This is a genomic window from Lichenibacterium ramalinae (assembly GCF_004137085.1).
GTDB classification, from domain to species: Bacteria; Pseudomonadota; Alphaproteobacteria; order Rhizobiales; family Beijerinckiaceae; genus Lichenihabitans; species Lichenihabitans ramalinae.
In genome coordinates this window covers 1-21,067 of sequence record NZ_QYBC01000004.1, presented here as the reverse complement: position 1 = coordinate 21,067, position 21,067 = coordinate 1, and the positions used below count along the sequence as shown (strand labels likewise).

The 21,067-nt window shown below is 65.7% G+C and carries 26 protein-coding genes and 1 tRNA gene; 16 read left to right on the top strand and 11 right to left on the bottom strand.

Annotated elements, in window-relative coordinates; genetic code table 11:
• Positions 1-109: 109 nt before the first annotated feature.
• From D3272_RS05680 to D3272_RS05645, 8 genes are all read left to right on the top strand, one after another.
• Entirely contained in the window at positions 110-961 is an 852-nt protein-coding gene (locus tag D3272_RS05680; protein WP_129218192.1) for a transporter substrate-binding domain-containing protein, read from the top strand.
• A 19-nt stretch (positions 962-980) separates the two neighbouring features.
• Complete coding sequence (locus D3272_RS05675; protein WP_129218191.1) at positions 981-1,691, top strand: ABC transporter permease; 711 nt, start codon at positions 981-983, stop codon at positions 1,689-1,691.
• Between the two features lie 15 nt (positions 1,692-1,706).
• Complete coding sequence (locus D3272_RS05670) at positions 1,707-2,441, top strand: ABC transporter permease (protein WP_129218190.1); 735 nt, start codon at positions 1,707-1,709, stop codon at positions 2,439-2,441.
• A complete protein-coding gene (locus tag D3272_RS05665) occupies positions 2,441-3,214 on the top strand; it encodes an ABC transporter ATP-binding protein (protein WP_129218189.1) in 774 nt (257 codons plus the stop codon). The genes D3272_RS05670 and D3272_RS05665 overlap by 1 nt, the downstream gene beginning before the upstream one ends.
• Before the next feature lie 4 nt (positions 3,215-3,218).
• Positions 3,219-4,004 carry a HugZ family pyridoxamine 5'-phosphate oxidase gene (locus D3272_RS05660; RefSeq protein WP_129218188.1) on the top strand — a complete coding sequence of 262 codons (786 nt, stop codon included), beginning with the start codon at positions 3,219-3,221 and terminating at the stop codon, positions 4,002-4,004.
• A gap of 300 nt (positions 4,005-4,304) precedes the next feature.
• Positions 4,305-5,120, top strand: coding sequence for a CarD family transcriptional regulator (locus tag D3272_RS05655; RefSeq protein ID WP_245496424.1), 816 nt, complete (start codon positions 4,305-4,307; stop codon positions 5,118-5,120).
• A 391-nt stretch (positions 5,121-5,511) separates the two neighbouring features.
• Positions 5,512-7,074, top strand: coding sequence for a 2-isopropylmalate synthase (locus tag D3272_RS05650; protein ID WP_129218186.1), 1,563 nt, complete (start codon positions 5,512-5,514; stop codon positions 7,072-7,074).
• 113 nt (positions 7,075-7,187) lie between these two features.
• Positions 7,188-7,263: transfer RNA gene (locus D3272_RS05645), tRNA-Lys, on the top strand.
• Positions 7,264-7,534: 271 nt separating this feature from the next.
• Here D3272_RS05645 and D3272_RS05640 read toward each other — a convergent pair.
• Genes D3272_RS05640 through D3272_RS05630 form a run of 3 tightly spaced genes read right to left on the bottom strand, consistent with a single transcriptional unit; the run spans position 7,535 to position 8,734 of the window.
• Positions 7,535-7,762, bottom strand: coding sequence for a hypothetical protein (locus D3272_RS05640; RefSeq protein ID WP_129218185.1), 228 nt, complete (start codon positions 7,760-7,762; stop codon positions 7,535-7,537).
• Positions 7,759-8,127 carry a hypothetical protein gene (locus tag D3272_RS05635; protein WP_129218184.1) on the bottom strand — a complete coding sequence of 123 codons (369 nt, stop codon included), beginning with the start codon at positions 8,125-8,127 and terminating at the stop codon, positions 7,759-7,761. Before D3272_RS05635 ends, D3272_RS05640 begins: the two co-directional genes overlap by 4 nt.
• The gene (locus D3272_RS05630; RefSeq protein WP_129218183.1) at positions 8,120-8,734 is read right to left on the bottom strand and encodes a hypothetical protein; all 615 of its coding nucleotides are present in this window, start codon (positions 8,732-8,734) and stop codon (positions 8,120-8,122) included. The genes D3272_RS05635 and D3272_RS05630 overlap by 8 nt, the downstream gene beginning before the upstream one ends.
• Before the next feature lie 304 nt (positions 8,735-9,038).
• Here D3272_RS05630 and D3272_RS05620 point away from each other — a divergent pair, with 304 nt between their 5' ends.
• The 8 genes from D3272_RS05620 to D3272_RS05585 all read left to right on the top strand — a co-directional run bounded on the left by D3272_RS05620 (position 9,039) and on the right by D3272_RS05585 (position 15,447).
• Positions 9,039-9,248, top strand: a complete 210-nt coding sequence (locus D3272_RS05620) for a hypothetical protein (RefSeq protein ID WP_129218181.1) — start codon at positions 9,039-9,041, stop codon at positions 9,246-9,248.
• 1 nt (position 9,249) lies between these two features.
• A complete protein-coding gene (locus tag D3272_RS05615; protein ID WP_207210131.1) occupies positions 9,250-9,519 on the top strand; it encodes a hypothetical protein in 270 nt (89 codons plus the stop codon).
• A 231-nt stretch (positions 9,520-9,750) separates the two neighbouring features.
• Positions 9,751-9,978 carry a hypothetical protein gene (locus D3272_RS05610; RefSeq protein WP_129218180.1) on the top strand — a complete coding sequence of 76 codons (228 nt, stop codon included), beginning with the start codon at positions 9,751-9,753 and terminating at the stop codon, positions 9,976-9,978.
• Positions 9,979-10,417: 439 nt separating this feature from the next.
• Complete coding sequence (locus D3272_RS05605; protein WP_129218179.1) at positions 10,418-11,335, top strand: hypothetical protein; 918 nt, start codon at positions 10,418-10,420, stop codon at positions 11,333-11,335.
• 44 nt (positions 11,336-11,379) lie between these two features.
• The gene (locus tag D3272_RS05600; protein ID WP_129218178.1) at positions 11,380-11,913 is read left to right on the top strand and encodes a hypothetical protein; all 534 of its coding nucleotides are present in this window, start codon (positions 11,380-11,382) and stop codon (positions 11,911-11,913) included.
• A complete protein-coding gene (locus D3272_RS05595; protein WP_129218177.1) occupies positions 11,910-12,434 on the top strand; it encodes a hypothetical protein in 525 nt (174 codons plus the stop codon). The genes D3272_RS05600 and D3272_RS05595 overlap by 4 nt, the downstream gene beginning before the upstream one ends.
• Positions 12,435-13,223: 789 nt before the next feature.
• On the top strand, positions 13,224-13,517 hold the full coding sequence (locus tag D3272_RS05590; protein WP_129218176.1) for a hypothetical protein: 294 nt from the start codon (positions 13,224-13,226) through the stop codon (positions 13,515-13,517).
• Between the two features lie 904 nt (positions 13,518-14,421).
• Positions 14,422-15,447 (top strand): glycosyltransferase family 2 protein, encoded by a 1,026-nt coding sequence (locus D3272_RS05585; RefSeq protein WP_129218175.1) that lies wholly within the window; start codon positions 14,422-14,424, stop codon positions 15,445-15,447.
• A 105-nt stretch (positions 15,448-15,552) separates the two neighbouring features.
• On the opposite strand, the gene D3272_RS05580 is transcribed toward D3272_RS05585, so the two are convergent.
• From D3272_RS05580 to D3272_RS05550, 8 genes are all read right to left on the bottom strand, one after another.
• Complete coding sequence (locus D3272_RS05580; RefSeq protein WP_165361240.1) at positions 15,553-16,770, bottom strand: acyltransferase family protein; 1,218 nt, start codon at positions 16,768-16,770, stop codon at positions 15,553-15,555.
• A gap of 136 nt (positions 16,771-16,906) precedes the next feature.
• A complete protein-coding gene (locus D3272_RS27195) occupies positions 16,907-17,065 on the bottom strand; it encodes a hypothetical protein (protein ID WP_165361239.1) in 159 nt (52 codons plus the stop codon).
• 97 nt (positions 17,066-17,162) lie between these two features.
• Positions 17,163-17,441, bottom strand: a complete 279-nt coding sequence (locus D3272_RS05575) for a hypothetical protein (RefSeq protein WP_129218173.1) — start codon at positions 17,439-17,441, stop codon at positions 17,163-17,165.
• A gap of 156 nt (positions 17,442-17,597) precedes the next feature.
• Positions 17,598-18,050: a hypothetical protein gene (locus D3272_RS05570; RefSeq protein WP_129218172.1), complete on the bottom strand. Its 453-nt coding sequence runs from the start codon at positions 18,048-18,050 to the stop codon at positions 17,598-17,600.
• Positions 18,051-18,060: 10 nt separating this feature from the next.
• Positions 18,061-18,897, bottom strand: coding sequence for a hypothetical protein (locus D3272_RS05565; protein ID WP_129218171.1), 837 nt, complete (start codon positions 18,895-18,897; stop codon positions 18,061-18,063).
• A 13-nt stretch (positions 18,898-18,910) separates the two neighbouring features.
• Positions 18,911-19,432, bottom strand: a complete 522-nt coding sequence (locus D3272_RS05560; protein WP_129218170.1) for a hypothetical protein — start codon at positions 19,430-19,432, stop codon at positions 18,911-18,913.
• A gap of 369 nt (positions 19,433-19,801) precedes the next feature.
• Entirely contained in the window at positions 19,802-20,047 is a 246-nt protein-coding gene (locus D3272_RS05555) for a hypothetical protein (protein ID WP_129218169.1), read from the bottom strand.
• Positions 20,048-20,145: 98 nt separating this feature from the next.
• Positions 20,146-20,757: a DUF3102 domain-containing protein gene (locus tag D3272_RS05550; RefSeq protein ID WP_129218168.1), complete on the bottom strand. Its 612-nt coding sequence runs from the start codon at positions 20,755-20,757 to the stop codon at positions 20,146-20,148.
• Between the last annotated feature and the right edge of the window lie 310 nt (positions 20,758-21,067).

Sequence of the window (21,067 nt, the reverse complement as noted above, 5' to 3'; positions counted from 1 at the left end):
CCGATCGAGGTGGGTCCCTGACGCGGCCCGACCCTTGCTTTCCGTCATGGAACCATAACACCATGCGGGGGAACGGGCGCCCGAGCGCCCGACCCTCGGGAGGCCGGGAATGAACCGCCACGCCATCGCCGCCGTCGTCGCCCTGTCCGCCGTCCTCGGCCTCGGCCCGGTGCAGGCCAAGGACTGGACCAAGGTCACGATCGCCACGGAAGGCGCCTACGAGCCCTGGAACTACGTGCTGCCGGACGGCAAGCTCGCGGGCTTCGAGGTCGACCTCGCCCACGACCTCTGCACGCGCATGAAGGTGGAATGTGCCGTCGTGCAGAACGACTGGGACGGCATGATCCCGGCCCTCAACGCCGGCAAGTTCGACGGCATCATGGCGGGCATGAACATCACGCCGAAGCGCCTCGAGGTGATCGACTTCTCCAACGCCTACGCGGCCGGGCCGGCCGGCCTCATGGTGCCGAAGTCCAGCGACCTCGCCAAGCTGCCCGGCACCGGCGAGATCCTGAACCTGTCGAAGGACGACCCCCACAACAAGGAGGTCATCGACAGGATGCGGGCGATGCTGAAGGGCAAGACGATCGGCGTGCAGGTGGCGACGATCCACGCCAACTTCGTCGACAAGTACTTCAAGGACGTCGCCACCATCCAGGAATACAAGACGACCGAGCAGCACGATCTCGACCTGATGGCCGGGCGGATCGACGCCGCTTTCGCCGACGATGCCTATTTTCTCACCACGCTGTCGAAGCCAGACGCCAAGGACCTGACGCTGGCGGGAGCCGAGTTCCGCGGCGGCGACGTGTTCGGTCGCGGCGTGGGCGTCGGCCTGCGCAAGGGCGACACCGACCTCAAGGCCATGTTCGACAAGGCCATCGCCTCCGCGAGGGCCGACGGCACCCTGAAGGCGCTGCAGGACAAGTGGTTCAAGCTCGACATGATGCCGCCGAGCTGATCCGTCCGGGACGGCGTCGGTGACGGATCTCGCGCTGTTCGGCTTCGGCCCGGCCGGTTGGGGCGCGGCGCTGTTGCGCGCCACGCTGGTGACGCTGGGGGTCGCCGTGTCGGCCTTCGCCATCGGCGCCGTGCTGGGCGCGGTGGTGGCGGCGACGAAGCTTTCGGGAAGCCGGGCGCTGCGGGCGGCGGGCGACGCCTACACCACGGTGCTGCGCGGCGTGCCGGACCTCCTCGTCATCTACCTCGTCTATTTCGGCGGCAGCGCCATCGTGACCCGGCTCGGCCAGGCCATGGGGGCGGAAGGCTTCCTCGGCCTGCCGTCCTTCCTCGCCGGGGCCTTGGCCTGCGGCCTGGTTTCCGGCGCCTACCAGGCCGAGGTGTTCCGCGGCGCCGCCCTGGCCGTTCCGCGCGGGCAGGTGGAGGCGGCGCGGGCGCTCGGCATGGACGGCGGCCTGCGGTTCAGGCGCATCCTGGCGCCGCAGATCGTCGCCATCGCGCTGCCCGGCCTCGGCAACGTGTGGCAGCTGGCATTGAAGGAATCGGCGCTGGTGTCGGTGACGGGCCTCGTCGAACTGCTGCGCCAGAGCCAGATCGGTGCGGGCTCGACCCACCAGCCCTTCGCCTTCTACGTCGCGGCGGGGGCGCTCTACCTGGTGCTCACCACGGGTTCGACGCTGCTGTTCGGCCGGGCCGAGTGGCGCATGTCGCGCTCGCTGCGGCGCCTGTAGCGGAGGCGCGCCGGCATGGACTTCGGCTTCATGGCGCAGACCACGGTGGCGCTGCTGAGCGGCCTGCCGCTGACGCTGGAACTCTTCGTCACTTCAGTGCTGGCCGGCGGCGTGCTGGCGGCGCTGCTCGCCTGGATGCGGGCCGGCCGGGTGCCGGGCCTTTCGGCCCTCGCCGCCGCCTATGTCTTCGTGTTCCGCGGCACGCCCCTGCTGGTGCAGCTCTTCCTCATCTACTACGGGCTCAGCCAGTTCCCGGAGGTGCGCCACAGTGTGGCCTGGCCCGTGCTGCGCGACCCGTTCTGGTGCGCGGTGCTGGCCCTGGCGCTCAACACCGGCGCCTATACGAGCGAGATCTTCCGCGGGGCGCTGGCGGCTGTGCCGACCGGGCAGGTCGAGGCGGCACGCGCCTGCGGCATGCCGCGGCTGACGCTGCTGCGCCGGGTCGTGCTGCCGATCGCACTGCGCCAGGCCTTGCCGAGCTACGCTACCGAGATCATCCTGATGACCAAGGCCACCGCCCTGGCCAGCATCGTCACGCTGAAGGAGACCATGTTCGTCGCCGCCAAGCTGAACTCGGAGACCTACCGGGCCATCGAGGTCTTCCTGTGCGCCGGCGCCATCTATCTCGTGCTGAACATCGCCATCGCCCGCGCGGTCGCGCTGCTCGAATGGCGCCTGTCGCCCCACCTCCGCCGGGCGCCGGACGCCCTGCCCGGCCTCGACACCCCCCTCGAACTCGGTACCGCCTGATGATTCCCGTCGCCCTCTCGGTCAAGGACCTGCGCAAGACCTTCGGGGCTCTCGAAGTGCTCAAGGGCATCTCGCTCGACGCCCGCCAGGGCGACGTCATCTCCATCCTGGGCGCCAGCGGCTCGGGCAAGAGCACCTTCCTGCGCTGCATCAACCTGCTCGAGACGCCCGACAGCGGCGAGGTGAGGCTCGGCGACGAGGTGATCCGCATGCGCAAGGGCCGTGACGGCCGGTCGGGCGCCGCCGACCGGCGCCAGGTCGACCGCCTCCGCGCCCGCCTCGGCATGGTGTTCCAGAACTTCAACCTCTGGTCCCATATGACCATCCTGCAGAACGTCATCGAGGCGCCGGTCCACGTGCTCGGGCGCCCCAAGGCGGAGTGCGTCGCCGAGGCCGAGGCGCTGCTCGCCAAGGTCGGCATCGCCGACAAGCGCCACCAATATCCGGCGCACCTGTCGGGCGGCCAGCAGCAGCGCGCCGCCATTGCCCGGGCGCTGGCGATGCGGCCCGACGTGATGCTCTTCGACGAGCCGACCTCGGCGCTCGACCCGGAACTCGTGGGCGAAGTGCTGCGGGTGATGCGGACGCTGGCGTCCGAAGGGCGCACCATGCTGGTCGTGACGCACGAGATCGGCTTCGCCCGCGACGTGTCGGACCGGGTCGTGTTCCTGCAGAACGGCCTCGTCGACTGCGACGGCCCGCCGGCGGACGTCTTCGGCACCGGCGGCTCGGACCGGTTCAAGACTTTCATCGCCCGTCATGCTACCGCCTGAGGGCATGAGCGACGACGAAGCCTCTCCCCCGGCGGCCGCGCCGCCGGCCCCCGAAAGCCCCTACGGCGCGCGGGACGCCGCGCGACGGCTGCTGCGGACGGTGCGTTCGGGCGCGCTGGCCACGCTGACGCCCGAGGGCGCGCCCTATGCCAGCCTCGTGTCGGTGGCGAGCCTGCCGGACGGCAGCCCCGTGCTGCCGCTCTCGACCCTCGCGGTCCACACCCGGCACCTTCTGGCCGACCCGCGCTGCTCCCTGTTGCTCGACAGCGCCGGCCGGGGCGACCCGCTGACCCATCCGCGGCTCACCCTGACGGGACGTGCCGTGCAGGCGACGCCGGCCGAACGCGACGCCTGGCGGGCGCGGTTCCTGCGCCGCCATCCCCGGGCCGAGATCTACGTCGACTTCGGCGACTTCGCCTTCTGGCGCCTCGAGATGGGGGAAGCCCGCATCATCGGCGGCTTCGGGCGCATCGACACCCTGGCGGCGTGCGACCTGACGACGGACCTGTCCGGCGCCGAAGCGCTCGTGGCGGCGGAGACGCGCGCGGCCGAGCACATGAACACCGACCACCGCGACGCCTTGCGGCTCTACGCCACGACGCTCGGCGGCGCGCCGGACGGGGACTGGCGCGTCGTCTCGCTCGACCCCGACGGCATCGACCTCGGCTGCGGCGACGCGACCCTGCGCCTCGCCTTCCCGAACCGCGTCACCGACCCGGCGGCACTGCGGCGGCAACTCGTGCTGTGGGCGCAGGCCGCCTCACCCGCGGACGGCCGGCCGTCGCCCTGAGGCGGGCACGGCGCCGACCGCGAAAACCCCGGTTCGCCGCTGGTTCCGCGGCCGAGCGCCACTTCACCATTGATTTTTCAGCACTGTGCTGTTACGGTCACGGGCGATCGGCGATGTGCGCGAGCAGTTGCGATCCGGTGGACACATCCGCTTCGCAGCGTCGATCCAAGCTGCTTTCGAGTGGTGTCTTTAACCGGTCGTTTCCGCTTCTTCAACGCTGAACTCGCGTGAGCCGCCCACCTCGGGCGACTGGCGTGCATGGATCTGACGACCCCAAAAAACGGCCCCGGCTCGACCCGCATATCTCGACATGCCCGACGGCACCAGGCCTGCAACAGCGAACGGATCATCGTGACTCAGAAATCAGCTTCTTCCCCCGCCGAAGCGGACGTGGCCCCGGCTTCCGCCGAGAAGGTCACCCCTCGTGCGCGGTCCTCCTTCGGTGCGCCGGGTTCGCGCCCGGGGTTCCCGTCGAAGTCGATCCGTCCCGCGCCCGCTGGGCAACAGGTGAAAGCTGATTCCGGCAAATCGGTGGCCAAGGTGCCCGGCTCGCGCCAGGGCTTCAAGGCCGGCGAGTTCATCGTCTATCCGGCCCACGGGGTCGGCGAGATCGTGGCCATCGAGGAGGAAGAGGTGGCGGGCTTCAAGCTCGAGCTCTTCGTCATCTCCTTCGCCAAGGACAAGATGAAGCTCAAGGTGCCGCTGCCCAAGGTGGCGGCCGTCGGCATGCGCAAGCTCAGCGACCCGGAGGCGGTGCAGAAGGGCCTCGACACGCTCGCCGGCCGGGCGCGCGTCAAGCGCACCATGTGGTCCCGCCGCGCCCAGGAATACGAGGCCAAGATCAACTCGGGCGACCTCATCGCCGTCGCCGAGGTGGTGCGCGACCTGTACCGCTCGGACGCCCAGCCCGAGCAGTCCTACTCCGAGCGGCAGCTCTACGAGGCGGCGCTGGACCGGCTGGCCCGCGAGATCGCGGCCGTGCAGAAGCTGACCGATTCCGAAGTCGCCAAGCTGATCGAGACGCAGCTGCAGAAGAGCCCGCGCCGCTCCAAGGCGGAAGCCGAGGCCGATGCCGAGGCGGATGCCGAAGAAGGCGACGTCGAGGAAGCCGCCTGAGCGGCACCGCCGTCCCACGGCGATCTTGAAGACAGAGCCCGGGCCTCGCGCCCGGGCTTTTCCGTTGCCGCCACCGTCGCAGGGGCGGCCGCGCCTCGACCGTCGCGATCGTGGGCTTGATCTTCGCCGCCGTGCGGCCTATCCAGGCGCCATGGGCCCTGTCGATATGCGGGTCCGGGATCGATCGAGGAACGGCGTGGCGGATTCCGCTCACAAGCTGACCCGACCCCACGGTGCGCGCGGCGCTGCCGCCCTTTCGCTCGCCCTGCTTCTCCTTAGCCGCCCCTGAGGGCCGGCCGGGCTTCGGGCCTGGGCGCTCAGGGGATCGTGCTTCATCTCTCCCCTCTCGGCGACGCCGCGCGACCAGCGCCTCCCATCCAGGACTCCCCCCATGACCCAAGTTCCGTCCCAGGCCGACCGCGTCCTGATCTTCGACACGACGTTGCGCGACGGCGAGCAATGCCCCGGCGCCACCATGACCTTCGAGGACAAGGTCGAGGTCGCCGGCCTGCTCGACGAGATGGGTGTCGACATCATCGAGGCCGGGTTCCCCATCGCGTCGGAAGGCGACTTCGAGGCCGTGTCGGAGATCGCCCGGCGCGTGTCGCGCGCCACCGTGGCGGGCTTGGCCCGGGCCATCGAGGGCGACATCGCCCGCGCCGGTGCCGCCGTGCGCCACGCCAAGCGCCCGCGCATCCACACCTTCGTGTCGACCTCGCCGATCCACCTGGCGCACCAGATGCGCAAGTCCGAGGACGAGGTGCTGGAGATCATCGCCCGCACTGTCACGCAGGCGCGCGGCCTCGTCGAGGACGTCGAGTGGTCGGCGATGGACGCCACCCGCACGCCCCTCGACTACCTGTGCCGCTGCGTCGAGGCCGCCATCAAGGCCGGCGCCACCACGATCAACCTGCCCGACACGGTGGGCTACGCCACCCCGGCCGAATACATGGCGATGTTCCGCGACGTCCGCGAGCGGGTCCCGGGCGCCGACAGGGCGGTGTTCTCGGTCCACTGCCACGACGACCTCGGCCTCGCGGTCGCCAACACCCTGGCCGGCATCGAAGGCGGCGCCCGCCAGGTCGAATGCACCATTAACGGCATCGGCGAGCGCGCCGGCAACGCCGCCCTCGAGGAGGTGGTCATGGCGATCCGCACCCGCCGCGACGTGCTGCCCTACACGACCGGCATCGACGCCACCATGCTGACGCGGGCGTCCAAGCGCCTGTCGGCCGTGACGTCGTTCCCGGTGCAGTACAACAAGGCGATCGTGGGCCGGAACGCCTTCGCGCACGAGAGCGGCATCCACCAGGACGGCATGTTGAAGAATGCCGAGACCTACGAGATCATGACGCCCGGAAGCGTCGGCGTGTCCAAGACCTCGCTGGTGATGGGCAAGCATTCGGGCCGTGCCGCCTTCAAGGACAAGCTGCGCGAGCTCGGCTACGCCTTGGGCGACAACGCCCTGCAGGACGCCTTCAAGCGCTTCAAGGACCTCGCGGACCGCAAGAAGCACGTCTACGACGAGGACATCGTCGCCATCGTGGACGAGGAGATCGGCAGCGCCAACGAGCGCGTGATGCTCGAAGCCCTCATCGTGGTGGCGGGCACCGCCGGGCCGCAATCGGCGACCCTGACGGTGGCGGTGGACGGCACGCACCGCACCACACAGGCCACGGGTAACGGCCCCGTGGACGCGATCTTCAACGCCATCCGGGCCTGCGAGCCGCACGAGGCCGAACTGGAGCTGTTCCAGATCCACGCCGTGACGGAGGGCACCGACGCGCAGGCGGAGGTGACGGTACGGCTCGGCGTGGAGGGCCGCGCCTTCACCGGCCGCGGCGCCGACCCCGACACGCTGGTGGCCTGCGCCCGCGCCTATCTCGGCGCGCTCAACAAGCTGCAGGCCTGGGCCCAGCGCGGCTCGGCCCAGAGTGCCATGAAGCTCGGCTGAGCCCGGACCGGCCCGCCGGCGCGGCAGGCCTCCCGTCACGAAAGGGCTTTACAGCCTCGGGCGGCCTGACTATACACCACCCATCGGCCGGGCACGCACCGGCCGAGCGTGATGGGCGCATAGCTCAGTTGGTAGAGCAGCTGACTCTTAATCAGCGGGTCCAAGGTTCGAGCCCTTGTGCGCCCACCATCACGAAAACAAGCACTTAGCGCTCATTCGCCAAGGCTTCTGCTTCCCAGCCTTTTCGGTTTGGGAAGCACATGGGAAGCAGCAGGGCCCTACCCGCTTTCTCCCCTTTCCCGCTCAGAAGACCGTCGAACCCCGATCCAGGGTGCTGGCTTCAAGGCCGCAACGCCGCCCGGGCGGAACAGCCGAATCACGCTATCCTCGCCATGAGCCGGAGTTCGACGCCCGTCTCAAGGCTGGGGTGCGCAACGGTACGACGGGCACCCCGGCCGCATCACAGACTCGCCGCGACCCGCCGCCGATACCGCTCCGCATCCTCCCGCAACCGCGCGATCAGCCGGTCGGCCTCGTCGAGCCGTCCCGCCTCCATCAACCGACAGGCCCGACGGACGCGATAGGTATGGCCCACCTGGAACGCCGCGGGCCGGGCGAACAGGAGGACGATGGCGGGGAGCCACCAGATCAACGTGGCCGCGTGGGTGAGGCGCTGGAGGGCGGTCATAAGCGCCTCCTCTCGGCCGCCACCTGGTTGTCTTCGAACACATGGGCCACCACGCGCTCGACATGGTCGGGACAGGCATTCATGGCGGCGGTCCACTTCACCATGACAGCTAGGTAGACCTCACCGAACCCACTGCCCCCCGTCGGCGTGATGAAGTAGCTCGGCGACGGAGCCGCTCCGCCTCCACGTGGCACGCCCCGGCAGGCTGTGACGTCGTAACCGGCCGCTCTGAGGTCGGAGAGGAAGGCCGCCGGGTCGAAGTCCGCCGGCACGGCCGCGGCCGTGGGCTGGCCGAGGATGGCGATGGAGCCGCCGATCAGCGGCAGGAGTACGAGACCCCGCAGGAACGAGCGACGATCAGCCATGGGTGAGCCTCCCCACAGCGTGCAGGCGATATAGGTCATCGGCCAGCGACAGCGCGACAGGACCTCCGTCGACGTCGCGCAGCGTCGGGACCTGGCAGGCCCTGGCTTTGGCCAGTGCGCCCTGCATCGAGGCGGCCGGCGTCGCCGCAAGCTCGTCCTCCACAGGGCTGTAGCTGCTCGTCAGGGCAGAAAACTCGGCCTCGCTCTTATCCGTCTCGCGCTCGAAGTGTTCGACAATGTGAGCCTCGGCGGCATCGTGGATGGCCCACATGGCATCGGCCAGGTCGACGAGGCGACGATCATTCGCCGACAGGATGGATGCAGCCTGAGCCGCCGGGAGAGCCACCGGAGCCGCCGCGAGGACCACAGCCCCGAAGATCGCCCGGCGCCGCGAGAAGGCCGAGGTCAGGGACGGGAGAGGCGCGGGTAATAAGGCCGCGACGTCGATGCTCGCCAGGGCCTCTTCCGGTGCCAAGTCACTGGAGTTGCAGGGCTGGGCGGCGGTGTTCTCGGGAGCGGCCAGGGGCCAAGGCTGGGCGACGAGGGTGGCCCGTAATAAGCCCCGCTGTGGCGCGGGCACGGGTGTGCTATGGGCGTGGATAGCCATTGCGGAATTCTCACGTTCCGGGGTGGTCAGGGCCGTTTCGGTGGTGACACACCGTTGCGGCCCGCTTTAAATGAGCCTATAATTTCCTCATGTCAATTCATGAGCCTAAAAAATCTTCGCGTGGTCGGCCGTCGGTCGACAGCGAACAGCTGCGGGCTCGTGTCGAGCGGCCCGTGATCGAAGCTCTTGATGCCTGGGCGGCGGCGGAAGACATGCCCGAACCGCGAAGGCCCGAAGCCGTCCGGCGCGCCCTGGCCGACCACCTCCGGGCTAAGGGCTATCTGCCGGCTGTCAGCGATCCGTCATGACGCATCAGGACGCTCCACTGCGGGGGCCCTTCCACGATTGGTACGAGACCTGGCGCGCCCAGGACGTCGAACGCCGCGAGGCTGAAGCGGCCGCACGCCGGCAGCACGCGCGTGACGACAGCCGCATCGCCATGTTGCTGGGCGCCTACATGGTGCTCGGTGGAGTGCTGGGCGTCCTCGCTGTGGCCCTGGTGATGGCGAACTAACATGGACCTGCCCGGCTTCGAAGATCTCCCGGAAATCGAGTACTCGCCGCTCGGCCGGCAGGTGACGCGGACGGGAGTGACGGTTCGGGTGCTAATCTATCGCGTACCGTCCGAAGATCTGCGTTGGACGCTGGAGATTGAGGACCACCTTGGCGGATCGACGTGCTGGGACAGCACGTTCGCCACGGCACAGGAGGCCTATGACGTGTTCGAGCAGCATGTGAGGCTGGAGGGTATCCGATCCTTCACTCAGCCGGCAGCCAGGTCCTGACATGCTCACCGGTCGCCAGATCAAAGAGGCCCGTAGCCTCTTGGGACTGTCGCCCAGCCAACTAGCGACGATGACCGGGATCCTGAGACCGGCCACTGTCAAACGAGCGGAAGCTGCGAACATGAAGCAGCCCATCGCCGACGCGCACATGAGAACGATCCGAGAGACTCTTGAAGCGCTCGGCGTCGAGTTCGGGCCGGATGGGGTCAGGCTGCGGAGGAGTGAGGTCTGATGCTCACCGGCCTCCAGGTCCGCAAAGCCCGAACAGTTCTCGGATGGGGCCGGACGAAATTCAGCCGTAATGTTCACCTCACAGAGGACTTGGTCACGGCCATCGAGAGCAGTGATGGTCCGGCTTGGCTGACTGACGAACAAGAAGCTTCGATCCGGCGAGCACTCGAGCTGGCCGGTGTCGAGATCGTGGCCGACGGCCCTCGGTTCCGCGAGGATCAGTCCTGATGCTTAGCCCTTCCCGCCCTGAGGCCATCCGCCTCGCCCTCGTCGACCACCTCCGCGCCAAGGGCTACCTCCCAGCCAGCGCCGACTCGCCCGACCACATCGACGGGACCGGCTGAAGCGAGAACACCGCGCCATGAGCTACGTCCTCACCGGAGTTGCCTTCGTCGTCGTTTGCATCGCCATGTTCGCATGGCGGATGTTCCGCGACGCCCCCACGGTCGTCAGCGGCGAGCCGACCCCAACCGAGGTAAGAGGGCCGACCGGCTTGGCTACCGGCGGTTATTCAGGCTTGACCGCAGGCGTCGACGGGGGCGCGGCTGGCGGGGGCGGGGGCGGGGGCGGGGGCGGTGCGGGCGCTTCTTGATCGGCCGTTCCGCAATTGGCTCGCCGGCCTTGGCTACCTGGCGCATCGAGAAGATCCCGAGGGGGCGAACTGACAATGGCAGGTGAGGAAGCTCGAGAGCGAGGACGCGAGCTAGCCAAGTTTGTGGCCGAGGCGTCCGAAGAGACCCGTGCGGAGGCTAATGCACAGGAATTTGCAGAGTCAGATCGAGAGAACCAGCATTTCCTGGAGGCATACGCTCAAGGTATTTGCTCCTTATGCGGCGCGCCTCTGACCACATTCGTGCGAGACGAACCTTGCATTCATTGGCTTCTTCGACCTGTTGGTTTCACTAAATGGGATTTCCCAGCAATCACTGAGCGTTTTGGTATGCTGCATATTCAGTCCTGGCTCAGGGCAGTAGCAAATCAGGAAGTATTCATTGCCAACGTAAACGACATATCAGATGAGGGGTCGGGCAAGCTCGTCGAAGTGACGATCCGCCACAAAGGATATGATTGGTCGTTCTCTTGCGGCGAGGGCGACTACATGGGACATCCCAGCGCCGAGGAAAGCTCGCGTCTTCCGCACTACCACTTTAAGATGCGAGTTAATCACCAAGCCTTCATAAGGTTTAACGATTTCCATATTACGCTGAGCGACCACGACATAGTCATGCTGGAGGCATCAAGGGCAAATCCGAATTTAGTCAAGTTGCGCTACTCTACTCCAGGCATGGGTGATTATCTAAATGATGATGCATTGCCGTCAGTTATTCAGTACGGGATACCAGTTCAAAACGAAGACGAAGCCTCGTTCCATCTGAGCACAATGATCATGGCCGATGAAGGCGCAACCATCTCAGGAGATCTACTCAGCAATTTGATGTTAGAAGCCAGAGAGAAAGGTGTAACCGTCACCAGTCTGCTGCACAAATTACCTAACGTCAAAGCTGAAACGTTTGTGACAGCAGCTCCTGGCGTGGTCGAGCAGTCCTTGCGATCAGGCGGAAGAGGAAAAAAGAAAAGAACTTAGTAAGCTGCTCCATGCAGGGCGACACGTAGAAGGATTTCGAGAAAGTGGCTCACGGCCCCGCAGTCTGGCTTCCCGTCGCACAGTTCGGCGCCACTGTGTTCCTGGGTATCGGCGCCTTTTGGCTTGCCCGCCGCCAGTGGGTCACAGCCAGTGAAAAGCTAAAGCTCGACCTCTATGAGCGGCGTGACAAGATCTTGGATGTCGTGCTCCATGACCTCAACGAGGTAATCCAGCAGCATGACGGCCACCATGCGCCACTGGGAATGACGCGATACAACTTGGTCCGTCTGAAAACCTTCTTCGGGGGAAGAACGGAGCGGTACGTCGACGAGCTGATCGGGGCGTTAACTCCGACTATTGTAAACTACAAGCGGCAGACGCCGGAGGAGAGGAAAGATCCGGCCAGCAAGGCCGAGCGAGAAGAGTTCGAGCGCTTTTCCAACCTCATACTTCGGCTCACTCCGAGGCTGCAGGACAGCGCGCTCGCTGACATGAAAATCAGGGTACCTTCACACCGGCCTTGGTTCTCTGAGGTATTGGCCGGGCTTTCTTACGCAAAGCGAAAGTCTCTGGAATGATGGTGTCCAAGGAGCATGCTGCCATAGCGCAGCTCGAAACAGCCATCTGGTTGTATTTCGAGGACAAAGACCCGATTTCAGTCCACACATTGGCGAACGCTGCCGGCGAGGCACTGGATGGCTGTTGTACGGCTGCAGGTCAGGAGTCGATGTGGGCGGCATTTAGAAACCACATCAAGCCCGAATTCTGGGAAGAGATCAGGAATAAAATCCGAGAGCCTTACAATCATTTTAAACATTCGTCCAATGCTCACCAATCCATTTATTTCACTGACGATCAGAACGTATTTTTCCTATTTAGAGCCTGCATGAACGCCAGAACACTTAGCTTTGACTCTGACTTCTGCGGCATCTTCATTACTTGGCTGGCGGCCGTCGAACCACAATGGCTCTTACAGCTCCCAGATCCGAACGGCGCTATCAGAGCGGCTTATGGAGACATTCTGCTACTGCCGCGAGAGGTGCAGAAGGGTAGAGGGCGAGCCATTATCGAAATAACGAAGCGCACCTTTCAAAGCTAAACGAGCCATCGGCGGTGATAACATGGAGGTCGGCTCAAGCCGCCTCCGCGCTCCCCGCCCTGCTGTCCGTTCCCGCGGCGCCTGCGGGCTGTTTCACCCCTGCCCATCCACCTTAGGCATCGGCAGCACGTCCGGATCGTACAACCGCGCCAGCATCTCTTTCTGTTCCAGCACACCGGCCATCAACGGTCGGAACATTCTCGCGACCGCCATGGCCCCGCCCGGATCCCAAGCTTCGTCCTATGGCCACATCGAGCCGACACTCGCGTCTGACCGCTATGATGGTGGCGGTTGTCGATCTGGGCGGGGTCGATCGGGTCGGCGTCGATTCGCGTCAAGCCGGCGGCGTGATCTCGGACCATGGCGGTGATGGCCGAGTAAGCTCGGGCCGGACGAACGTACAGACCGTTCAGAGCGGACCCCCAAACCCATCGGCACTCACGTTGCAGGGTTCGGTGATCTCCTTAAGGTTTGGTTCACCATGCAACGCTTCGTTTCGAAATCGCCTCAGACTGACACAGATACGCCTCGACCAATACCAGGTTTGGGGCTGCTTTCCGTGACTGCGGCACTCACGCTTCTCGCTACGATGTACATGGTAGCTCTCGTTGGAGCGCTGCTGTTCAAATTCCTGTGTCTCGTGGCCACGTTCGACGATTGGGTCATATCGCGTCGCGTTGCCCTGGCCCGCCTACCTACTTGTATGAAAAGATATACCGCCATCAGACTCCGGCACCAGTCGTACAGCATGCCCAACTGACAGGTTGCCCTGAATGCCGGAGACCGGTCATGTTCTACAACATATATGAAAACTGCGCGTCTATGATTGGATTTGGCCTGTTGAGCGTCGTTGAAGCGCCGATCCATCACATGGAGGTCACGTGGTCGATGCTGCTGATATTGTCGCTGGGCGCGCTGGCCTTTCTGGCTGATAGCGTACAAACCTCCGTCGCGGTTCTGCGGCGCGCATCCGACGGCCATCACATGCTTGGGATTGGGGGTCGTCCTGAGGCTTTCGCCGTCATTGAGGAAGCTAAGTACGTAAGCATCCGGCCAGCACCGCAGGTCAGGGCTGCCGCGTGATGTCGGCCTTTAGGAGCTCGTGGGTGCCCCGTCAGGCCGCCTGAGCCAGGGCTGCGTCGGGTCGGCTGGCCTTCCAGTTCCAGGGCAGCAGTTCGTCGTAGCCCTCCGCGGGCTGGTCTGGAAGGCGCGCGACGCCGGCTCCCCGGTGGTCGGCGAGGTCGTCCAGATGGCGGCCCGGGCAGTGCAGGACATCGCGACGGCCGAGGACAAGGCGACGCGGCCGGAGCAGGTGACGAGGCGGTTGGGGGAGAGGTAGGTCACGCTCTCGGGCGTCGATTAAAACAAAAAAGCCGCCCGGAGGGCGGCCCAAGTCTTGGGAGGAAACGCCCATGTGGGCGTGCGCCCGAAGGCACGTCGTCCCTATGTGCGAGCCCTGTGACGAAAGGAAGACGCCACAGGGCATGACTGCCGGCCGGGTCGGCTGAAACGCGAAAAGCCCGGCGCTGCGCGAGGCAGGCCGGGCTTCGGAGCGTCAAGATGCATCCACGAAAACCCGCGCGGCCCGGGGCCGGCGGGCTCGGAAGGCTGGTGCGGTCGCCCAGTCACATTGACGGGCCGTCCAGGCTGTCGGACGTTGCGCCATGCTGAAAAACCGATCGGCCTTCGATCCCAGCCTCACCGCAAAGACCCCTTGCTAAACGGTGGGGACCCCCCCCCGTTTGGGGGGGGAGAAGGTCGACGAGGGCTGAAGACGGGGATCGAAGCTGTAACCGTACTGCGGGTGCACAAGTATGAGCGCAACAAACCGCAGCATTCCGCAGCATTCCGCAGCAACCCGAAGCGTTCTGAACGCCTGCCAGTCGTTCAGCTGATCAGCGGGACGCTTGCCAAACATAGGCCGAGCTGCATAATTCAAAAAATAATTAATGTCTGAGAGCGCGTTCACGAGAGCCGAGTAATTTTGATGACCCAAACCATTAAGCTCGCCATCATTGTCCCATGCTACAACTATGGGGACTATGTCGGCGAGGCGATAGCCAGCGTGACCTCGCAACTGCGCGACGACTGCGAGCTTATCGTCATCGACGACGGCTCGACGGACGGGTCCTGGGGCGTCATCAGCGACGCCGGCGTGCGCGCCGTGAGGATGTCCAACGGCGGCGCGATCGGCGCCTGTGTCGCCGGGCTCGACCTCACGACCGCACCGCACGTGCTGTTTCTCGACGCCGACGACAAGCTGAAGCCCGGAGCCCTCGATGCGATCCTGTCGCGGCTCGACCCGGAGGTCGCCAAGCTCCAGTTCGCCCTGACCCGCATCGATGCCCGAGGCGAATGGATCAGCGGGGCTGTGCCGGCCCTCGACGACTACCGGGAACGGGAGGCGCTCGCCGACCGCGTCGCCAAGACCGGGGTGTACCGGAGCCCGCCGACGTCCGGCAACGTGTTCCGGCGGGACGTCGCCGACCTTATCCGGGAGATCGACTACGAGCGTTCCGTCGACGGCGTGCTCCTCTATGCCGCGCCCTTCACAGGCGACGTCGTGAGCGTGTCGGAGGAGCTCGGCTGCTACCGCGTGCACGGGCGCAATGTCGCCAACACGGTCCATAAGTCCGACGCCGTCGGCATCCGCAACAACGTCGAGCGCTTCATCAAGCGTATGGAGCACCTCAAGGTCGTCGCGCGTCGCCTGGGCTGGGAGGGTGACCTCTTCGACCCGCACGACGTCTTCGTGACGCGTGAGCGAAAATTCTACCTCGACGTCGTCTCGGGCCGCCGCCCGTCGCTGTCCTGCCTCGTGTCGCTCCTCGTGCGGCTCACCGACGAGCGCCTAAAGGCCAAGAACAAGCTAGGCCTGGCCACGCTGTTCGTGCTGGCAGCAGTGCTGCCCAACGGCCGAGCGACGATGTTGATCAAATACAGATCCCATATAAATGGGCGCTCGGCCGCAGGGTTTTTCCGAAAGGTCGTTGCCACGACTGCGGTCTTTTGAATTCTTGCCCGGAGGAACCGTTGCTCACGGCTGGGCGAGACGTAGAGAGCTTTCGCCTTCGGCATATTCGCGTTAGCTCTCGAATCGAGAGCAGTCTCATCGATGCTAGGGTGCCACTTCCACTTGTGGTGCCGACGGCCGCACATAGCGTCCGGTTGCCAGCCGAGCGAGGCGAGAGCCCATCCGGATCATGGGCCTCTCCACGAGAACGAAGGTCAACGGTGTCAGGACCGAAATCGTTAGTGCGGCCAGCGGCATCAGGAAGAAATCGGTCTCAACTGATACGCTATGTATCAACCAGGAACCGTCCACGAACAAAAGACTCAGCATTATACCGTGGAGTAGATAGATCCCGTAAGAGCATTCGCCGAGTGCAAGGGCGCCTCGGGTCCGCAGGATACCGGCGAACCCATTTCCGCATGCGACAACCGTAAAGAAGAAGCCTATGCAGGCCATCTGTGGGATGCCGTAGGGAGCTGGCGACGTCGTCAGCCCCAAGACGAGGGCGAAACAGGCGAACACTGCAGCAGCCGGGGTTTGCAGGGCGCGTCTCAACCACGCGCGTTGCTGAGCTTCATATGCAATCATAGCAACGGCGAAAAGAGGCAGGTACTGCGGCAAGTCCCTCATGAAGTGAGTCTGTCGGATCGATACACTGATGACGAGCAACGAGACAGGGACGATCCAGCTTGGCGCCCGATCTCGGATGATGTCCATGACCAGGGCGCAAGCAGGCAGCACGAGGATGTAGAAGACCCACTCGAACCACAGCGACCAGAGAACGTACGCGTCGATCCGACCACTATCTTGATACCCCAATAGGGGGACCTGCCTCCAGCTGGAAACCCAAGCAAAAGCATCTTTTATGAAGTCTATGCCAGGATGGGATCCAGTCCGCCCCACAATGATGAAGGTTACAAGCGCGACGGACACTATCACGAGTGGGATAATCCGAAATATACGGGTCGTATATGTCGCAAACCAAGACGTTCTTCGAAAGCCCGCCAATATTCTCGGATAAAACACCAAGCCTGTCGTCATGAAAAACAGCGCGACGCCACCAGCGCCAAAGTTGTTGAGTACGTTGATTGTCGGAGCTGCCCAATCCCCGCCATATCGAGTGACCTGCATCCAGATCACGAAGTGATGGACTAGGACGGCGAGGGCGAGATAGCCTCTCAGGCCATCCACGCAACCGATCCTCTTATCGCTCATCGGCAATGGGAAGCCCGCCCTAACGGCAAGACTTCCGACAGCGGTGGCGGCGACCATGGATACGAGCGCCATGCTGAGGATGAGCAGCAGAGGATAGGTGATGACCACGATGAAGCTCCTGTGAAGCCAGAGCAACTTGCTATCGTAATCAACCGGACGCAATCTCAGATTACGAGAAACACGGTGAGCGACGGAGAGCGAGCAGCACCGATATCGGTCGCTGCTCGCCCTGCTGCATCCAGCCTCACAGGTCGTCGAACCTCGTCGGAGCTGCCTGCCGGTCATGGGGCGGTGCCAGTCGGTGCACGAGAGCCTCGATGTCGTGCAGCTCGGTCAGCGTGATCGCCAGCAGCACGCCGATGCCGACCCACGCCCCGATCTTGACCCAGCGCTTCGGGGGCACCTGCTCGTCGAGGGCGCCCGGGGCGAGCAGGTGGAAGAGCGCGCCGGCACCGATGACGAACAGGATGTAGCGGCTTCGGGCATTGTCTGGAGACCTTTCAGCGGCTCGGGATGTGCGCCGCGCGGGATGCGTCCTCGGCGGTCTGGGGCGGGTGGACGGTGCGAATGATGGCGCCCGTGTCAGGGTCGATCTCCTCGCCGCCGAACCGGGCCAGGGCGCGCTCGGCCTCGACGTCGTCCAGGGTGACGGGCGAGCCGGCGGGGTGCTCGGTGACGTCCAAGGTGCCGCGCTCCTCCAGGCCGCCGAAGCCGTAGCGGTTGGGCGTGTAGGCGGCGCTCGGGGCGTGGATGGTGATGGGGAGAACGACAGTTTTCATCGAGTCCTCAGTTGAAGTTGCCGGCCGCGACGACCTTGTCCGTACATGCGATCACGGGGCACGGAGGTCGCCTTTCTGCTGTCGGACGGGCCGGCGTCGCCCTCTGGAGTTGCCCCGCATCATGGACGGCGGCCGAAGCCGCCGAATTCGATTGGGCTACCTGCCCAGAAGGCTACGGGCCGCCTCTGCGCCGGCCTGGCGCTCGGCCTTCGCCTTCGTGGCGCGCCGGTCCTCCTCCTGCACCCGCTCGGCCCGGACAGCCTGGGCCCTCAGGGCCTGCTGCTCGATGGTCATGGCCTCGGGGTGGAGATGGCGGCGAGCGGCTTCGGCGCCGGCCTGCATCTGCTGCTCGTAGGTCAGGCTGGGGATCCCAACCGTCGACCCGTTGACCGGCATCGGCGCGGGGACGCGGATCGGGGGTGCCTTCGCGTTCCGGGCCGCGATGGGCGGGAGGCCGTTGGCGCGATGGAAGGCGTCGAGGGAGGCCATGGCGCCGTCGAGATCGGTCGGGCCGAGGGAGACGGGCGCTGCGGGGGCGGCGGCCGGGACGGGCGGGGCACCCGTCGGCATCATCAGGACGGGGCGGGGGCGAGTGGCGAATTTGCTCATGGGGCGGCCTCTAGACGTTGGAAAAGGTTCGGGACCGGCGCTCGCGCTCCTTGCGCTCTTCGCGGGCGTCACGCTCGCGGTGCCAGGCGTCGAGGTCGGGGTGGGAGACGGTGATGTCCGGGCGGTCAAATGCGTCGGTGGCCAGGACGGTCGTGATCATCTTCGGGACGGGCTCCGTGACCGGTACGGCGTTGGTCTGCCGTTCACGCTCGTCGCGCTCCCACTCCCGCTGGCGTCGAGCCGCACCCGGGTCGTAAGGCACCGAGCGGCTGACCATGGGCCAGATCGAGGCCTCGGAGGCGCGCGCCGCCGGGAGCACCACACTCGCCGCGAGGGCGGGGAGATCGGCGACCCATGACTTGTTGTTCCGGAAGCTTTCCGGCCTCAGGGGGACGGCGCCGGCCGGGAGGTTGGCGTTGGCCTGCGCCACGGTGGACCCTGCCTCGGCGATCCGCATCAGCACGTCGACCACGGCCCGGGCCGCGTCGGGATAGTCGTTCAGCACGAGGTCGGCGACCTCGGACGCGGCGGCCTGGCCCTCAGCGTAGAGCGCGACCCGGGCGGCCTGGTCCTCGTCGACTCGGAACTGCGCCAGCTCGGTCTCGAGGACGGTCACGACGGCGTCGGAACGCTCGATCACCCGGCGCTGGCGGCCAGTCGCGATGTCATGGGCGTCGAGGGCGGCGTCACCCTTCGCCGAGAGGTCGAGGAGCATGGCCGGGCGGGCGGCGGTGAGGCGGTCGAGTTCGGCCTCAGCGGCCCGGCGGGCGTCCGCCTGGGCGGTGATTTCGGCCGCGACGGTGGAGGAGGTGCGGGGTTCGGGAGGCTGTTCGGCGGGCTTGGGCATGTGGGCTCCGGGATCAGAGGTCAGAGGGGGCGAGACGCCGGCGGTTCCAGTCGGCGAGCATCTCGAGCGGATCGACGAAGGCCATCTCGTAGTCTTCGGCGAGACCGGGCCAGTCGATGTGCTCGAAGTCGCCGGGCAGCACCGCGCCGAACCGGAGGTGCAGCTCACCGGTGATGTTGAGCCGAAGGTTGGCGGCGGCGTCGAAGCACCGCTGGAGGTCGCCGCCGGCGGCAGCGGCATCCCAGGCCGCGATGCCGGGGACCTGATAGAGAACCGCCCACAGCTGGTCGCCGGTGGCGACTGGAGCGGGGGCGGCCGGAGGGCGGAGATTTGCTTTGGCATTCCCGGAGATCCGCTGGTCGGGATCGAGGCGGCGCTTGAGCTGGCCGAGGGCGACTTCGACGTCGACCAGGACCGCCTTGCCCTGGGTGACGAGGGCGGCGCCGTCGAGCTTCCGGCGGGAAACGTAGTCGCTGACGCACTGCTTCGAGACGCCGAGCCGGCGGGCGAAATCGCTTTTGCTTTCGAGGATCACGCGACCTCCTGGTCAAGGCCTACAGTCAAGGCTTCGGTCAAGTCGTCGGCGCTGTGCAGGGGGCTCGTCGGACTGGGTTCGGAGTGGGGGTTCGTAGAGGGAGAAAGGGGATCCCGTTCGGTTTGACGAACGGGCTCGGCGGTCAAGGAGCGGGCCGGGTCAAGGCTCCTAAATCGGTCTGCAACTGGTGACCCATTGCGTGCTTTCGTACCCGCAGTCGCCGGCCCCCTGGGGAAGGACCCTGAACCCGTCGAGCCACCCCGCAGAACGCCCCATCCTGGCCCTCCAGCGGACGCTGACAGGCATTCCTTTGAGAGAGGCATCCCGACGAAGGCGTGACGCATGGCCTTCCCCGGGCCTTCTGACGGGCTACACGCCGGCAAGGTCCAGCTCCTCGACCAGGTCACGAACCTCACCGGCACGAGGGCCGAACCGGAGTGCCCAGCCGCCCTGGTCCCGGAGAATCCTGGCGAACTCGGCGGCCTCAGCCACCGAAGCGAGGTCGTAATGCCGGGCGCCGTGCGGGCCGCGGCAGTCGATCACGTAGCCGGTCCGTGTTGGCTCGATGCGGGCGAGAGCGGGGCCGGGGTTGTGGGGGGTGAGCGAGGTGTCCATACCCGGACGATGCGCCCGGTCGTTGAGGGCGTGAAGGTCGCGCGCAAGACGCGCAGAACGCGCAATTCGCGCAGCGACGACATAACGAACACGGGCAGCTAAGCCTTGCGCTTCGCCAGTTCGGCCTTCATGGCCAAGGCGATCATGCGCGGCGTGCAGCCGACCTTTAGTGCCGCGTCGAAACGACGAATCCCTTCCATCCCGCACTTATCGTGGATCCAACCGACAACCCGCTGAGCCGCGCTCTCTTCATCGACGGCCTGAATGAGACCCTTGTACTGACTGAGATCGATGTCGCCACGGTCGTGGATCTCTTGGACGATCTCACGCTTGGTATCGGCTCCAGCCTCGCGCCACGCCTCGATGAGAAGGTTGGCCTTGTGCCGCCCGTCGGCGGTGAGGCCCTGCTTAGGTTTCCTGCTTTCCGCGACGGACCGAGTCGCTTCCCTCAGGCTCAAATCCGCAACGCGTTGCGCTTTTGCCGGATCGCCTTCCGCGACACGAGCCAGCTTCATGTAGAGCTGCGCCGTCCTTGGGCTGAACCTGACGTTCGCCTTAAGCCAGTCATCCCATGCGCCATGGGCGACCGTGGCCTTCGCCTCGACGAGAAGGCGGCCGGCTTCCATGGCGTACTTGGTCCCTTCGCGCTTGGCGGTCTCGACCTTGTCGTGCGCGGCGTTGATGGCAGTGGCGATGTTGGACGTGGTCATTCGGGCTCTCCGTTCGGCAATCTGTTCGGCCCGTTCGGGGTCGGCCCTCTCCTAAGAGAGGAGAGAGGCCGAACACCCGAACGATATGGGGCTTTCGTTCGGGGTGCGTTCGGGCCAGAACGCTTGCAATTTCAACGATTTAAGGGCGAGTCGTTCGGGGCTGTGTTCGGGCCCGAACGCCCCGAACGTTTTGGGCTGATCGTTCGGGGTGCCCGAACGCTCATCAGGACCATTTCAGGGCCTCCTTCTCGCCCTTCGCCGTCACGGACCAATGACCCATGACGACCTCGACAAGCCTGTCGCCCTTGAG